Here is a 15,026-nt window from a genome sequence, read left to right as displayed (position 1 = left end):
CAGCACCTTCCACCGTTGTGGGAAACGATGCTCGCATCGCGAATCGTCCTTTTAAACGCGGGCAGGGCGCATATCAGCTAGCACCGTCCTGATCCGCGCCTTGCACCTTGTAGCTTGAAGCTTGCCGCTCACAACTCATCAGAGGTTCACCTTGAAACCCTTACGCCTTGCCTTCGCCGGCACCCCGGATTTCGCCGCCGCCAGCCTGCAGGCGGTTCTGGACAGTAACCACGAGGTGGTTGCGGTACTCACCCAGCCGGACCGGGCCGCCGGGCGCGGCAAGAAAGTGCAGCAAAGCCCGGTCAAGGTGCTGGCCGAAAGCCACGGCATTGCGGTACTGCAGCCGGAAAACCTCAAGGGCGACGAGATCCGCCAGCAGCTGCGTGACCTGAATCTGGATGCTCTGGTCGTGGTGGCCTACGGCCTGATCATCCCCCAGGCGGTGCTGGATATGCCGCGCCTGGGCTGCCTCAACGTGCACGGCTCCCTGCTGCCCCGCTGGCGCGGTGCGGCCCCCATCCAGCGCGCCATCACCATGGGCGACACCGAAACCGGCAACACCATCATGCAGATGGAAGCAGGCCTGGACACCGGCCCCATGCTGCTCAGCGAAAGCCTGCCGATTGGTGATAACGAAACCGGGGGCGAACTGCATGACCGGCTCGCCGCCCAGGGCGCCCGCCTGCTGGTCACCGTACTGAACGATCTTGAGCACTACCTGGCCAACGCCACCGCGCAGCCGGACGACGGCGTCACCTACGCCCACAAACTGAGCAAGGCCGAAGCGCGGCTGGATTTCCGCCTGCCCACCCGTGCCCTCTACAACCGCATTCGCGCCTTCAATCCCTTTCCGGTGAGCTGGGTCCCACTGAACGGCCAGCCCATGCGTATCTGGAAAGCCAGCGAAAGCCCCCAGCCCGGTCGGGATAGCGATGAACCCGGCCATATCCTCAACGTGGACGACAGCGGCATCCACGTGGCCACCGGCGATGGCATGCTGATTCTTGAAGAACTGCAATTGCCCGGCAAGCGACGCATGGCCGTGGCCGACCTGCTTCGCGGCAACCCGGATCTGTTCAAGGCAGGCGAACCGCTGGGTGACTCCATTGACAACGTCTGACCCGCGCCTGACCGCGGTACGTGTCCTCAACAGGGTGCTGCCCGGTAAAGGCGACGGGGAAAGCCTGCGCGAAGTGCTGCGCGACTTCCCCCTGCAGGGCGCCGACGGCGGCCTGATGCGCGACATCTGTTTCGGCGTCTGCCGCCACCTGCGCCCACTCAACCACTGGCTCAACCAGCAACTGGGCAAACCCCTCAAGGCCAGTGCCCAGCCGGTGCGACTGGCGTTACTCGCCGGGCTTTACGAACTGTGGTTCAGCGAGCGGCCCGCCCACGCCATCGTCAACGCCTACCCCCAGCTGTGTCGCAAACTGAAAGCCCCCTGGGCCGCCGGGCTCAGCAATGCCATTCTGCGCAAGGCCAGCAAGCTGACGATTGACGATGCCGTCGCCGACGCCAGCCCCAACATCCGCCTCAGCCTGCCGGACTGGCTATTCAAGCGCTGGCAACAGGACTGGCCCGCCGACGCGGAAGCCATGGCCCGGGCCAACCTGCAAACGCCACCCTTCACCCTTCGCGTCAACCGCCGCCAGCAGCAGCGCGCCGGCGCCATCGCCGCCCTCGGCGACGGCGCCCGCGCCGGCGAGCTGTCCCCCTGGAGCATCTACCTGAGTCCGGCGCGGCCGGTCTTCCAGCTGCCCGGTTTTGAACAGGGCGCCCTGTCGGTACAGGACGAAGCCGCCCAGTTACCCGGCGAAGTCCTGCAATGCCCACCCACCGGCCGCATCCTGGATGCCTGTGCCGCCCCCGGCGGCAAGACCGGTCAGCTCTGCGAGAAATTCCCCGACGCGGAGCTGGTCGCCCTGGAACTGGAAGGCAAACGGCTGGCACGCATCAAAGAAAACCTGGCCCGCCTCAATGCCGACGTTACCTTGCTGCAAGGCGATGCCAGCAACCCGTCGAGTTGGTGGGATGGCACACCCTTCGACGCCATCCTGCTTGATGCCCCCTGCTCCGCCACCGGCATCCTGCGCCGCCAGCCGGATGTGAAATGGCACCGCAAAGCGTCCGACATCCGCGCACTGGTTGATTTACAAGCGCGCATGCTGGATGCACTATGGCCGCTGCTCAAACCCGGCGGCATGCTGGTATATGCCACCTGCTCGGTACTGCGGGACGAAAACGATCATCAGGTCAGCGCCTTCCTGCAACGCCAGCCACAGGCCCGGGATGTGACGCCACGGCCGGAAGAGGCCACAATGGTCAGCGCGGGGTGGCAGCTGTTCCCGCAACACCATGGGCCAGACGGTTTTTATCTGGCGTGCCTGCGAAAGGACACTTGAGCGGGCAGCGTTTTTCTCCCTTGTGAGAAAAGTCGTGTAAGAGCGCCGCTCGAGGCGCTACCCCTCCCCTGGTATGTACAGGGAAGGAAATCGCGCTGTTCGGGGACTGGAGAGACAGCAAAGCGCATGAAGATCATTATTCTCGGTGCCGGCCAGGTGGGCGGCACCCTGGCCGAGAACCTGGCCAACGAGCGCAACGACATTACCGTCATCGATACCGATGCGGAACGTCTGCGCGAACTGGGCGACCGCCTGGATATCGGCACCGTGCGCGGCATGGGCTGTTACCCGGCGGTGCTCAAGGATGCCGGCGCCGAAGACGCGGACATGCTGATCGCGGTCACCAACTCTGACGAGGTCAACATGATCGCCTGTCAGGTGGCCTACTCCCTGTTCCGCACCCCCTCGAAAATCGCCCGCATCCGCACCGCTCACTACACCAGCCGCGCCGACAAGCTGTTCAACGAAAACGCCCTGCCCATTGATGTGATCATCAGCCCCGAGCAGGTGGTCACCGACTATATCAAACGGCTTATCGAGCACCCCGGCGCCCTGCAGGTGGTGAACTTTGCCGGTGGCCGGGTACAGCTGGTGGCGGTGCGCGCCTATTACGGTGGGCCACTGGTAGGCAACGAGCTGCGCGAACTGCGCAAGCACATGCCCAATGTGGACACCCGAGTGGCGGCCATTTTCCGCCGCGGCCGCCCCATCATTCCCGAAGGCAACACGGTGATCGAAGCAGATGATGAGGTCTTCTTCATCGCCGCCAAGAACGATATCCGTGCGGTGATGAGCGAACTGCGTCGCCTGGAACATAACTACAAACGCATTCTTATCGCCGGCGGCGGCAACATCGGTTACCGGCTCGCCAAGAGCATCCAGCACCGCTATAACGTGAAAGTTCTTGAGCGCAGCCCCGGCCGCGCGGAATGGCTCGGCGAAAAACTGCACCAGACCGTGGTGTTGCAAGGGCTCGCCACGGACCGGGACGAACTGCTCAAGGCCAACATCGAAAACACCGACGTGTTCTGCGCCCTCACCAACGATGACGAGGCCAACATCATGGCCTCATTACTGGCCAAAAGACTGGGCGCGCGCAAGGTGATGACGCTGATCTCCAACCCGGCCTATGTGGATCTGGTCCAGGGCCACGATATCGATATCGCCATCTCGCCCCAGCAGTCCACCATCGGCAGCCTGCTCAGCCATGTGCGGCGGGGCGATGTGGTCAACGTCTATTCCCTGCGCCGGGGTGCCGCGGAAGCCATCGAGGCGATCGCTCACGGCGACAGCAAATCGTCCAAAGTAGTGGGCCGAGCTGTTGAAGACATCGACCTGCCGGAAGGCACCACCATCGGTGCCATCGTGCGCGGTGAAAAGGTGCTGATTGCCCACGATGATGTGGTCATCGAACCCGATGATCATGTGATCCTGTTCCTGATCGACAAACGCCGCACCCGGGACGTGGAAAAACTGTTCCAGGTCGGGTTTACCTTCTTCTGACGGCCGAGGCCACGCCAGCGCATGCACTTTGCACTGATCTCGAAAATTCTCGGCCTGCTACTGGTGGTGTTCAGCTTCACCATGATGCCGCCCGTCGCTGTCTCCTACTGGTATCAGGAAGGTAGCGAAGGCCCCTTCCTAGTGTCATTCGTCATCACCCTGCTTTTGGGGCTGGCCCTGTGGCTGCCCTTCTTCAAGCACAAGGAAGAGCTGCAAACCCGCGACGGCTTTCTGGTAGTGACCCTGTTCTGGTCGGTACTGGGGCTGATCGGGGCCTTGCCGCTGTATATCAGCGATGACGTGCCGGTGGGCTTTACCGATGCAGTGTTTGAATCCATGTCCGGGTTGACCACCACCGGCGCCACCATTCTTTCCGGCATCGATTTCCTGCCCAAATCCATTCTCTTCTATCGCCAGCAACTGCAGTGGCTGGGCGGTATGGGCGTAGTGGTACTGGCGGTAGCGATTCTGCCCATGCTCGGCGTTGGCGGCATGCAGCTGTACAAGGCAGAAATTCCCGGCCCCATGAAGGATGCCAAGCTCACCCCGCGTATTGCCGAAACCGCGAAGGCTCTGTGGCTGCTCTATCTGTTTATCACCATGGCCTGCGCCGTGCTCTACTGGGCGGCAGGCATGACCATATTTGATGCCATCTGCCACAGTTTCAGCACCGTGGCCACCGGCGGCTTCTCCACCCACGACGCCTCCATGGCCTACTGGGACAACCCCTGGATCGACTGGACTGCCACCCTGTTTATTCTTATTGGCGGCCTTAATTTCGCATTGCACTTTGCTGTCTGGCGCGGTCGCTCACTAATGGCCTATGTACTAGACCCGGAATTCCGCTTTTTCATGACCCTGTTCCTGCTTTATACCGGGCTGATTACCGTGGGCCTGCTGGCTTTCGAAGTCGATGTGACTGCCGATGATGCGCTGCGCCACTCCGCTTTCCAGGTGGCGTCGTTCAGCACGGGCACCGGGCTCACCAGCACCAACGCCGCCGCCTGGCCGGGCTTTATTCCTTACCTGCTGATCTTCACCAGCTTCATCGGCGGCTGCGCCGGTTCCACCGGTGGCGGCATGAAAGCGGTGCGCGCCGCCCTGGTGTTCCACCACAGCGTGCGCGAACTGCGACGGCTGATTTACCCCAACGGCATGTTTGCCCTGCGCTTTGGCCGCCACTCGGTGCCGGATCGGGTTTTACAGGCGGTCTGGGGCTTTGTCGGGGTTTATATCACCCTGTCGGTCATCTTCACCCTGCTGTTCACCATGACCGGCATGGACCTGACCACCGCCGTCAGCGCCGTGGCTGCCAGCCTCAATAACCTGGGCGTCGGTATCGGCCAGGTTGGCGGCGGCTTTGCCAACATTACCGATAGTGCCAAGTGGATGATGACGGTACTGATGGTTGCCGGGCGACTTGAGGTATTCACCCTGCTCGTGCTGTTTACGCCCATGTTCTGGCGACAATGAAAGCAGTTAATAGTTAACAGTGAATAGTTAATAGTTGCGCGGGGCTGTGCCCTGCCAACGGAGAGGGCTTGCCCGCGCCAACAGAACGGCACGAACCCACGGCCCCCGGTGTAGGAACGGGGCGTAGCGGAGTAACCCACGAAGTGCAGCCCGAAGGGTGAGCGTGGCGAATACGCCACTTGAGACGCGAAAGGATTCACAGAAACGCCGCTATTCGCGATGCAAGCATCGCTTCCCACAGTAAGCTTCGCAGAAACGAAAAAGCCCCGGCAATGCCGGGGCTTTCTTGTTCTAGCTGTTAACTATTAATTATTAACTGTTAACTGCTCTTACGCGATATTGTTAACCCGCTTGGATTCGCGGAACAGCTGGTCCAGCTCACCTTCGTAGTAGGCTTCCACCCGCGGGTTCATCACTTTCTTCCACAGCGGCGGGATCATTGCCAGCACAAACATGGTGGCGTAACCGGCCGGCAGCTGCGGGCTTTCGTCATAGTGACGCAACACCTGATAACGACGCTTGGCGTAAGCATGGTGATCACTGTGACGCTGCAGCTGGAACAGGGCCAGGTTGGTCAGCAGGTAGTTGGAGTTCCAGCTGTGGGCCGGCGTTACCCGCTCGAAGCGACCTTTATCGTTTACACGACGGTGCAGACCGTAGTGTTCGATATAGTTGATGATCTCCAGTGCCAGTGCGGCGAAGAAGCTCTGGCCCAGGAAGAACACCACACCCTGCCAGCCCCACAGCAGCCCGAAGGTCACCGCGAACAAGGCAGAAATGCTGTACCACCAGATCAGTTCGTTATGAACGCTGATGTTCTTCTTGCCCTTACGCTCCAGGTATTTCTTTTCCAGGCTCCAGGCATTCTTGAAATTGCGCACAAACGCCTTGGGCAGGAAGTCATACAGGCTCTGATTGTAGCGGCTGGAAGACGCATCGTCTGGCGTAGATACATGGACATGGTGACCACGCACGTGCTCCACCTTGAAGCCGGCGTAGGTCACAGTGGACAGCAACAGCCCACCCATCCAGTTTTCCACCTTCGGATCCTTGTGGATCAGCTCGTGACCCAGGTTGATGGCAATGATGCCACCCACGGTACCGATGGACACGATCCAGCCGATCTTGCCGAGCAGGCCGTAATCATTGGTCATGAAAACGTGGCCGGCGTAGAACAGCACCGCGATCCACACAAAGCCCATGGCGATGGCGGACACCCGATAGAAGATTTCCTCGCTCATGGTCGGCACCTGAACTTCCTCGTTCGGGTTGCTCGGGTCCTTACCCACCAGGAAATCCAGGATCGGAATAATCCCGAAGATGAAGACATACATGAACCACGCCCAGTAGTCCTGTGTGCCGCTCTCTACACCCACAAAGGCAGAAAACGGCACCAGCGGCACCATCAAGGCCCAGAAAGTCAGGTAACCGTATTTTTTCATTTTTAGCATTACGTCAGCATTCATGCTCTCGAACATGGCTCATACCTCGCTAGTTCAAGCCAAAAGTAACAGTCTTCAATGTGACGGTTAGGCTATCCCTGATTTCTTGAATTGTCAAACAACTCATTTAGTGACATAGTAACAACCTCGGAGGATAATTCCCGCCGAAGCTGAAAAGGACCGTTGTCATGTCGTTGAAAGCCGTCAGCCTGAGCGAACAAATCGCCCAGCACCTGGCCGAGCAGATCATCACTGGCACCCTGGCACCCGGGGCCCGCCTGCCGGAAAATGATCTGGCCAAGCAACTTGATGTGAGCACTAACTCACTTCGGGAGGCCTTTCGCGTGCTGGAAAAGCAGCACCTGATCGAGCTGCAGCCGCGCAAGGGCGCACGGGTGTGCGACGTCACTGATGAGCAGGTTCACGACCTTTACGACTTCCTGTTCATGTTGCTGTCGCGACTGGCAGGCCAGGCTGCCAGCAACTGGATGCCCGGCCAGATCGAGGACATGGTGGAAATGCTGCCGCAACTGGAGCAGCACTATCAGGGCAACGACCTGCCCGCCGCCCACCAGCTGGCCTTCCGCTTTGTGGAAATCGCCACCGAACGATTCGCCAACAACCGCTACCTGGCCGATGACATTGTCGACCTGATCCCCCTGCTCAAGCGCTATACGTTTATCGCCCTGCAGGAAGACACCTCCGAGTTCGACGTTTCCCTGCAGCTGTTCAAGCGCCTGCTGATCAACGTGGTCGGCCGCAACACCGCTGATGCCGAAGCAGACATTCGCGAATACGGCGAAAACCAGTGCCAGATCGTCCTGCGCGCCATCGCTAAACGCCGCAACGCAGCTTAATAGGCAGTGAATAGTTAACAGTGAACAGTTAATAGTTCGCGAACTGATTTCTCAGCCAACTGCCAGCATTGAAAGCCGCGCCCAAGCCCCTGAGCGCGGCTTTCCACGTTTAAAACCAGACACAACACCGGTCGCGCGCTGTTAACTGTCCACTATTAACTGTTCACTGGTTCCTCCCCACACAATCCCCACAAAGCCCCCTTCTCCCCTTGCCATGCTGGCCCTCATCACAAGGAGGCCACCATGAAACTGACGCTTTTCTTCTCGCTACTGCTACTGACATTCACCGCCCGGGCGGACTGGCAGGACGAAGCCGCCACCGGCGCCTTGCTGCTGGCGGATGACCGGGGAAATATTTCCGCCGCCACCCTGCTCGACACTGACGCTCACATCACCGCCAGTGGACCTCTGGCGCGGGTCACTCTGACGCAACGCTTTCGCAATGCCAGCCAGCAGTTTCGTGAGGGTCGCTACCTGTTTCCTCTACCGGAAAACGCCGCCGTGGACGGCATGGTGCTGACCATTGGAGAAAGGCGCATTGTCGGCCGCATCGACAAGAAAGCCGAAGCGGAACAGGCGTATCGGCAGGCCCGCGCCAGCGGCAAGAAAGCCAGCCTGGTCAGCCAGCAGCGCCCCAACCTGTTCACCACCGCCGTGGCCAATATCGCCCCCGGCGAAACCATTCAGGTGGAGCTGCATTACCAGCAGACTCTGGACGTGGACGGACGCCGCTTCCAGCTGCGCCTGCCGCTTACCCTGACGCCTCGCTTCACCCCAGCTACGGAAACGCCCCATCCGCTGGATTCCCTGCTGCGCAATACGGTGGCGAACCCCGGCGGCACCGCCGAGGCCGGCACCGCGTCCATCCATATTGATCTGGACGCCGGCAACCGCCTGGCAACCCTGGGCAGCCCCAGCCATGCCATCCACTCGCAACGCCACGGTCGACGCTACACCATCACCCCGAAAGCCGGCCCCGTGCCCATGGACCGGGATCTGCTGCTCAACTGGGAACTGGAAGACACCGGCGAACCGCTAGCCACCAGCTTTTATGAGGAAATCGACGGCGAGCACTATGCCCTGCTGATGGTGGTTCCCCCGGAAACCGAGCAAGCGAGCGCCCTGCCCCGGGAAACCCTGTTCATCATCGACAGCTCCGGCTCCATGGGCGGCGCCCCCATGCGCCAGGCCAAGGCCAGCCTGCAACTGGCCCTGCAACGCCTGAAGCCCGGCGACCGCTTCAACATCACCGACTTCGACAGCCAGCACACCCTGCTGTTTGAAGCGCCGGCCACGGTCAACGACAGCAGTCGCCAACAGGCCCAGGGTTTCGTGGACAGCCTGCAGGCCAGCGGCGGCACCCACATGCTACCGGCACTCAGCGCCACCCTGAGCCAACCCGCCAGCGACGGTTACCTGCGCCAGGTGATCTTTATCACCGACGGCGCCGTGGGTAACGAGAACGGCATCTTCCGGGCCCTGCATCAACAGCTCGGCGAAGCGCGCCTGTTCACCGTGGGCATCGGCTCCGCCCCCAACAGCCACTTCATGACCCGCGCCGCCCAATTCGGGCGCGGCAGCTTTACCTATATCAACGACCAGAACCAGGTACAGCAAGGCATGGACACCCTGTTCCGCCGCCTGGAATCTCCGCTGATGCGCAACCTGCAGGTGCAACTGCCGCAGGGCATCGTCGCTGAACGCTGGCCACAAAAGCTGCCAGATCTGTACGCCGGTGAGCCCTTGCTGGTGGCCATGAAACTCTCCGGCCCCACGGACCAGATCACCGTCAGCGGCTACAGTGACAAACACTGGCAACAGCCGGTCACCCTGCCGAACAACAGCAACCATCCGGGCACCGCCAGCCTGTGGGCCCGTCGCAAGATCGCCGACCTGATGGACCGCATCACCCTCGGCGCCCCGGAAACGGATATCGCCCCTCTGGTCACCCAGGTGGCCCTGCGCCATCAACTGGTCAGCCGCTACACCAGCTTTATCGCCGTGGAAGAAACCGTCTCCCGCCCGGCCCATGAACCCCTGCTGCACGACACCGTCCGCAACCAGGCACCCCATGGCACTCAACAAAGCACCGCCTGGCCCGGCACCGCCACCCCGGCGCCCCTGTTATGGCGGCTGGCCGGCGTGCTGCTGATCGTCACCCTGCTGCTCTGGCTGCGCCAGCGGAGACAGGCCCATGGCGCGGTATGAGCGCGGCCTGCTGGTACTGAGCCTGGTCGCCCTGTTGGGGCTGGCAGGCTGGGCCAGCTGGCTGGACGGCAAGGCCTGGCTGGCCCAGCACCTGATCGCCCACGCCTGGCAAACCACCCTGGACCAGGGCGCCCCCCAGCGCCCCTGGCCCTGGGCGGACACCTGGCCGGTGGCGCGGCTCACCACCCCCGCCGGAAAAAACCTCTATGTACTGGAAAGCACCAGCGGCGAAGCCCTGGCCTTCGGCCCCGGCCGACTGGCCGGCGGCATCGGCAGCGACCAGGCCCTCACCCTGGCCGGTCACCGCGACACCCACTTTGCCTTTCTGGAAACACTGAACACCGGCGAAGCCCTCACCGTGCAATTTACCGACGGCTCACGACACCAGTTTCAGGTCGCCGCCCAGCAGGTCATCAACAGCCAAAAGCAGCCCCTGCACATCCCCTTGGACGACCAACAGCTACTGTTGATCACCTGCTACCCCTTCGACGCCATCACCCCCGGCGGACCCTTACGCTACGTCGTAGCCGCTCACACTTACCCTGATGAAACGCAGCGAGACGGAGCAACGAACCAAGGTCACTCCAAAGGGTGAAGGCAGCAAATAACGTGAATGGCGGCGCGATCCCAGTCTCATACAGACCTTTTGCCTGGGCGGCACTTTCAGAAGACTCAACCGGATCCCGTTGGAGCGTTGCTTGAAGAGTGCCAACGGGCAATCAGAAAAAATGCGGAAATTAAGTAATCGGAGACCAGCCTTTAACCTTTATATTCACTACATAACGCAACTTTGGCGCTGGCAAGATAAGCGCAGAACGCCTCAACGTCATCGTTGGCATAGGTATTGGAAATCAGCTCACTGGGAATCAACCCCTCATCCCAGCGGGTCGCGATGATCCTGTGGGCTTTGTTACCCTCATCACCGGGGTAAATGTTCACCTCGGCGGTTGTCTGATGAATATAAAGATCCCGAAGTGCTCTGGAACAGCGAAATTGGCCAGCGTCCGCATCAGCACTGCACGCATAGCCCGCTTCGGAGAAAAATGTATCTGCTACTGAGAAGAGGCGCACAGCGCTCAGATTTTCTGCTTCCTGTGAGGAAATGGTCCTGGGGGTATCACCGGTCACATTTGTGCAGCCGACGAGCACAGCCAGAATAAGGGGAAGTAACGCAGGCTTCATCATTTCGGGAAATTCTCTCTTTTTCACGTCGTAGCCTTAGTTAAGATGTTTTCTGTCACGGTTCAAAATTGATACCAGGTGGCCTACCTAAAGCGAACATGCTTGGCCACTTTGTTTTTAAGTAGCCGGATAAGGACAGGGTCCATCCTGTCGTAATTGTCAGGTATATCCAGGCACACCAGCTTCTTGCCTTTGAGAAGCTCTTTGAACTTCTTTGAGACCTTATTTCTATGGGACTTCTCCATAACGAAGACAACGTCCGCCCACTCGATGAGGTCTCCACTTACCGTAGTCTCGGCATCGGCATTTGTGCCAGCACCAATTGCATTAACGCCCTCATACTTAGAAAAAACCTCTTCTCCGGTAGGGCTTCGCAAGCGGTTTTCACTACATACAAAAAGTAGATTCATCGTCATTTAAACCACATAACGCCCGTATTTGCGGCTGATTTGGAGCGCAGCGGAAAACCAGTCCGACAACATGCGCTTGTTAATGAGCCTCTCCATCGATCTTGGTTCGTACCCAGGGCTCGTTGATTTCGCTACGTTCTGCCTCATACCCATTCGGCAAGTCAGCACACAGATTTATACTTGGGTCTCGGTCGATTAAATGCCCCACACCGACTACATGCAGGCTATCCGGTGACTCGAAATCATCATCTCCAACACCACACAGAAACTGCCAATCGCCATCCTCATGGGCTACGAGAAGGATAGGTCTCTCATTCTTAAAGACATGATCGCATACGAAACTAACCATATTTCTGGAGCTGAACTTTTTCATAGGCTCATTAACAGCGTATTAGGACGAACGAATCGACTTAACTCAATTCGACATAATTATTTTGGGCTTATCACATTGGCCACGAATAATTTGATATTGGTTAGTGACTTACCACCAGGTTGAGAATTTATCCCAACTGACAAATCGCGAACGTTCGACATAATGCCAGTACGAGCGTGCTTTTTGGCAAAGCCCCCCCCCCCTTTACAAATCCACTTTATATCAACCCGTTAGCATTTTCTGTAAGACATATCCTACAAGCCAGGAAGAGCCATCTGTTGAGCACAGGGGTAGTCAGGGTTTGGCTACATTAGGTTCGCACCTCAAGAGGTGCTCCTACAGAAACGAGAAGGCATAAAAAAACGCGGCCGGGGCCGCGTTTTTTGGTGCTGAAATCCTGAGGATTTATCGCCCGATAATTTCCCGGGAGATGATTTCTTTCATGATTTCGCTGGTGCCGCCATAGATACGCTGGATGCGGGCATCCACGTAATCGCGGGAGATGGGGTATTCCTGCATGTAGCCGTAACCACCGAACAGCTGCAGACACTTGTCAGCGACCACGCCTTGCAGCTCGGTGGTGGTGAGCTTGGCAATGGAGGCGTTGGTGGCGGTGAGTTCACCACGGTCATACTGGTCGATGCACTGCTCGCCGTAGGCGCGGTTAACCACCACCTGGGCGTGCAGGTCTGCCAGCACGAAGCGGGTGTTCTGCAGGCTGGAGATCGGCTTGCCGAAAGCCTGGCGCTCTTTGGTGTATTCGATGGTGCGCTCGATCATGCCTTCGCAGGCAGCGATGGCGCCCAGGGCCAGGATCAGGCGTTCGCGGGGCAGTTCGTTCATCAGGTTGGCGAAGCCTTTGCCTTCACCGCCGAGAATCTGGTCGGCGCCCACTTTCACGTCTTCGAAGAAAAGCTCGGAGGTGTCAGCGGCGTGATGGCCCATTTTTTCCAGGTTACGACCACGGGCGAAGCCCGGCAGGGAGCAATCCACGGTAAACAGGGTCATGCCCTTGGAGCCGGCGTTGGGGTCGGTCTTGGTGGCGAGCACGATAACGTCGCAGTGCTGGCCATTGGTGATAAAGGTTTTCTGGCCGCTGATCTTGTAGCCATCGCCGTCCTTGTCGGCACGGGTTTTCATGCCCTGCAGGTCGGAACCGGCACCTGGCTCGGTCATGCCGATGGCGCCCACGGCTTCACCGCTGACCATTTTCGGCAGCCAGGTCTGTTTCTGCTCTTCCGTGCCCAGGTGCAGGATGTAGGGGGCAACGATATCGGAGTGCACGGAGATGTTGGAGGCCAGGGCACCGTAACCGGCGCGGGAGGCTTCTTCCACGATCACCGCAGACAAGCGGAAGTTGGCGCCGAAGCCGCCGTACTCTTCCGGCACGTCCACGCACAGCAGGCCATTCTCGCCCAGCTTGTTCCACAGCTCACGGGGGAACATCTCGGCTTTTTCCCACTGGTCGTAGTGCGGAGCCACTTCGTTTTCGAGGAATTTTTTGACGTTGTCGCGGAACAGTTCGATTTCGTTTTGATCAAGCATTTCAGACAGTCCTGTTGGTCAACGGCGCCGCCCCCGGGCAGGGGGCCAGCGAAACTATGGCCAACATTCTAGCGGCACGGTGTGAAGGCAACATCATCCGCGAGTGACTGTCCGGTCCGCTGTATACCGTTTTCCCGGGCGCTAACGTCGCGTCGCGCCTTTCTAAAGACACTCCTGCAACGGACTTTCCCGCTGCAGGAGCGATGGGTTAGGTCAGATCGGCTCGATGCGGATATCGGCCTTGAGGGAATTGGCCACAAAACAGTTGCGGTGGGCACTGGCGTGAAGCTTGTCCATCGCAGCGGCATCCGGTTCCTGGCCATCATCGAACACCACCCGCGGGCGCAGCACGATGCGGGTGATGGCCAGGTGTCCATCGCCGGCCTTTTCCACAGTGCCGACAGGCTGGTCGATGTAACTGAGCACCTTGAGGCCCTGCTTGGCCGCAATCGACAGGAAGGTGAGCATGTGACAGCTGGAGGTGGCGGCAATGACCGCCTCGTCCGGGTTCACCCGGTTTCCGCAGCCGAAGTATTCCGGTGAGGCCGAGGCCTGCACCACTTCGCCACCGGCGAAGGTCCACTCGTGTTCCCGGTTGAAGTGTTCGTAATCGAACGACGCGCCCGGCTTGAGATGCCAGGCAACCGTTGCACCGTATTCACTCATGATTCGCTCCCTCTGTTGCATCACGGTTTTCTGTTCTCCTGCTTTAACCATGATCCCAGCCAATCGCTAATGCAACATTGTCACGGATCAAATCTCCGGCTTCGGCGATAACAGGCAACGCTCCACCTGATCCAGCACGCGATTGCTGTACAACAGGGCGCAGTGACCCAGATACGGCACGTTAATATTGGCTTCCGCCCCCTCCAGAACAGCGGTGGACACTGGCAATACAAAGTTGTCCAGGTTGGAGTAGATGGAGAAGAAACGGGCGCCGCCGGGGCAACCGCCACCTTCCGCCAGCTCCTGCACAAAGGGGCTCTGGTAGCGCATCTGCGCGGCAGAACCCTGGGCCGGGAACAGGCCGGCGATGCGCGAGCCGTAGTGAGGGCTGCCCAGGGTGATCACCCGGTCGATCTTGCCGGCCAGGCCCAGGTTTTTCAGGGCGTAGCGTGTCAGCGGGCCACCCATGGAATGGCAGACGATATGGGCTTTTTTCGCGCCGGTGGAAGCGAGGATACGCTCCACATGATCGTTGACCTGCTGGGCCAGTTTGCGGGCGTTGATGTGCGGGGGGGTGTAGCTCACTGAGTACACATTGCCCCAGCCGCGCCATTTCAGCCGCCACTGCATGAACAGGAAGTTGGCGCTGTTGCCGCCGTAGCCGTGCACCAGAATCAGCGGGGTTTCCCCGTGGTGGCGGCTGCGCACCGGCGAGGCATCGTGAATCAGCCGCAGCGGGTAGCTGAACACCAGCACGGTAAGGCTGGCGGCTTCCTTGATGATGCCCACCACTGTCGGCAACAGCCGCAGCGGCTGCTCATCGGGAAGCTGTGCCTGCTCGGGAAAGCTGCGACGGTCGTAGAACCAGCACATATAGAACAGCAGGGTGATGGACACCGTGGTGAGCACCGCCAGTGCCAGAAGAAAAATGATCAGACCCATCCCGTAATTACTCCGTTGTTGTT

General features: G+C 59.6%; 13 protein-coding genes. 7 read left to right on the top strand and 6 right to left on the bottom strand.

What is annotated here, in order from left to right; all coding sequences use genetic code 11:
- Positions 1–151 precede the first annotated feature (151 nt).
- The 4 genes from fmt to Q0Y02_RS10865 all read left to right on the top strand — a co-directional run bounded on the left by fmt (position 152) and on the right by Q0Y02_RS10865 (position 5,378).
- Positions 152–1,120 (top strand): methionyl-tRNA formyltransferase, encoded by a 969-nt coding sequence (fmt, locus tag Q0Y02_RS10880; protein ID WP_297767948.1) that lies wholly within the window; start codon positions 152–154, stop codon positions 1,118–1,120.
- Complete coding sequence (gene rsmB / locus Q0Y02_RS10875; protein WP_297767945.1) at positions 1,098–2,402, top strand: 16S rRNA (cytosine(967)-C(5))-methyltransferase RsmB; 1,305 nt, start codon at positions 1,098–1,100, stop codon at positions 2,400–2,402. The genes fmt and rsmB overlap by 23 nt, the downstream gene beginning before the upstream one ends.
- Positions 2,403–2,528: 126 nt before the next feature.
- Positions 2,529–3,905 carry a Trk system potassium transporter TrkA gene (gene trkA / locus Q0Y02_RS10870; RefSeq protein ID WP_297767942.1) on the top strand — a complete coding sequence of 459 codons (1,377 nt, stop codon included), beginning with the start codon at positions 2,529–2,531 and terminating at the stop codon, positions 3,903–3,905.
- 21 nt (positions 3,906–3,926) lie between these two features.
- Positions 3,927–5,378, top strand: coding sequence for a TrkH family potassium uptake protein (locus Q0Y02_RS10865; RefSeq protein WP_297767939.1), 1,452 nt, complete (start codon positions 3,927–3,929; stop codon positions 5,376–5,378).
- A gap of 329 nt (positions 5,379–5,707) precedes the next feature.
- Here Q0Y02_RS10865 and Q0Y02_RS10860 read toward each other — a convergent pair whose 3' ends face one another.
- Positions 5,708–6,856: an alkane 1-monooxygenase gene (locus Q0Y02_RS10860; RefSeq protein WP_297767936.1), complete on the bottom strand. Its 1,149-nt coding sequence runs from the start codon at positions 6,854–6,856 to the stop codon at positions 5,708–5,710.
- Between the two features lie 152 nt (positions 6,857–7,008).
- Between Q0Y02_RS10860 and Q0Y02_RS10855 the strand changes: the two genes are divergently transcribed.
- From Q0Y02_RS10855 to Q0Y02_RS10845, 3 genes are all read left to right on the top strand, one after another.
- Positions 7,009–7,677 carry a GntR family transcriptional regulator gene (locus Q0Y02_RS10855; protein WP_297767933.1) on the top strand — a complete coding sequence of 223 codons (669 nt, stop codon included), beginning with the start codon at positions 7,009–7,011 and terminating at the stop codon, positions 7,675–7,677.
- 243 nt (positions 7,678–7,920) lie between these two features.
- Positions 7,921–9,885, top strand: a complete 1,965-nt coding sequence (locus tag Q0Y02_RS10850) for a marine proteobacterial sortase target protein (protein WP_297767930.1) — start codon at positions 7,921–7,923, stop codon at positions 9,883–9,885.
- A complete protein-coding gene (locus tag Q0Y02_RS10845) occupies positions 9,872–10,480 on the top strand; it encodes a class GN sortase (protein ID WP_297767927.1) in 609 nt (202 codons plus the stop codon). Before Q0Y02_RS10850 ends, Q0Y02_RS10845 begins: the two co-directional genes overlap by 14 nt.
- 164 nt (positions 10,481–10,644) lie before the next feature.
- Here the strand turns inward: Q0Y02_RS10845 and Q0Y02_RS10840 are convergent, their stop codons facing one another.
- The 5 genes from Q0Y02_RS10840 to Q0Y02_RS10820 form a co-directional block, all read right to left on the bottom strand.
- On the bottom strand, positions 10,645–11,094 hold the full coding sequence (locus Q0Y02_RS10840; RefSeq protein ID WP_297767923.1) for a hypothetical protein: 450 nt from the start codon (positions 11,092–11,094) through the stop codon (positions 10,645–10,647).
- 56 nt (positions 11,095–11,150) lie between these two features.
- Entirely contained in the window at positions 11,151–11,483 is a 333-nt protein-coding gene (locus Q0Y02_RS10835; RefSeq protein ID WP_297767921.1) for a phosphotyrosine protein phosphatase, read from the bottom strand.
- Between the two features lie 772 nt (positions 11,484–12,255).
- Positions 12,256–13,395 (bottom strand): acyl-CoA dehydrogenase family protein, encoded by a 1,140-nt coding sequence (locus Q0Y02_RS10830; protein WP_297767919.1) that lies wholly within the window; start codon positions 13,393–13,395, stop codon positions 12,256–12,258.
- Between the two features lie 213 nt (positions 13,396–13,608).
- Positions 13,609–14,061: an OsmC family protein gene (locus Q0Y02_RS10825; RefSeq protein ID WP_297767917.1), complete on the bottom strand. Its 453-nt coding sequence runs from the start codon at positions 14,059–14,061 to the stop codon at positions 13,609–13,611.
- 87 nt (positions 14,062–14,148) lie between these two features.
- Positions 14,149–15,003 (bottom strand): alpha/beta fold hydrolase, encoded by an 855-nt coding sequence (locus tag Q0Y02_RS10820; RefSeq protein ID WP_297767915.1) that lies wholly within the window; start codon positions 15,001–15,003, stop codon positions 14,149–14,151.
- Positions 15,004–15,026: the final 23 nt, after the last annotated feature.

The sequence above is a fragment of the uncultured Alcanivorax sp. genome (assembly GCF_947258575.1).
Taxonomy (GTDB): Bacteria; Pseudomonadota; Gammaproteobacteria; order Pseudomonadales; family Alcanivoracaceae; genus Alcanivorax.
Note: the sequence above shows the minus strand (reverse complement) of the source record. Positions and strands in the feature narration are given on the sequence as shown.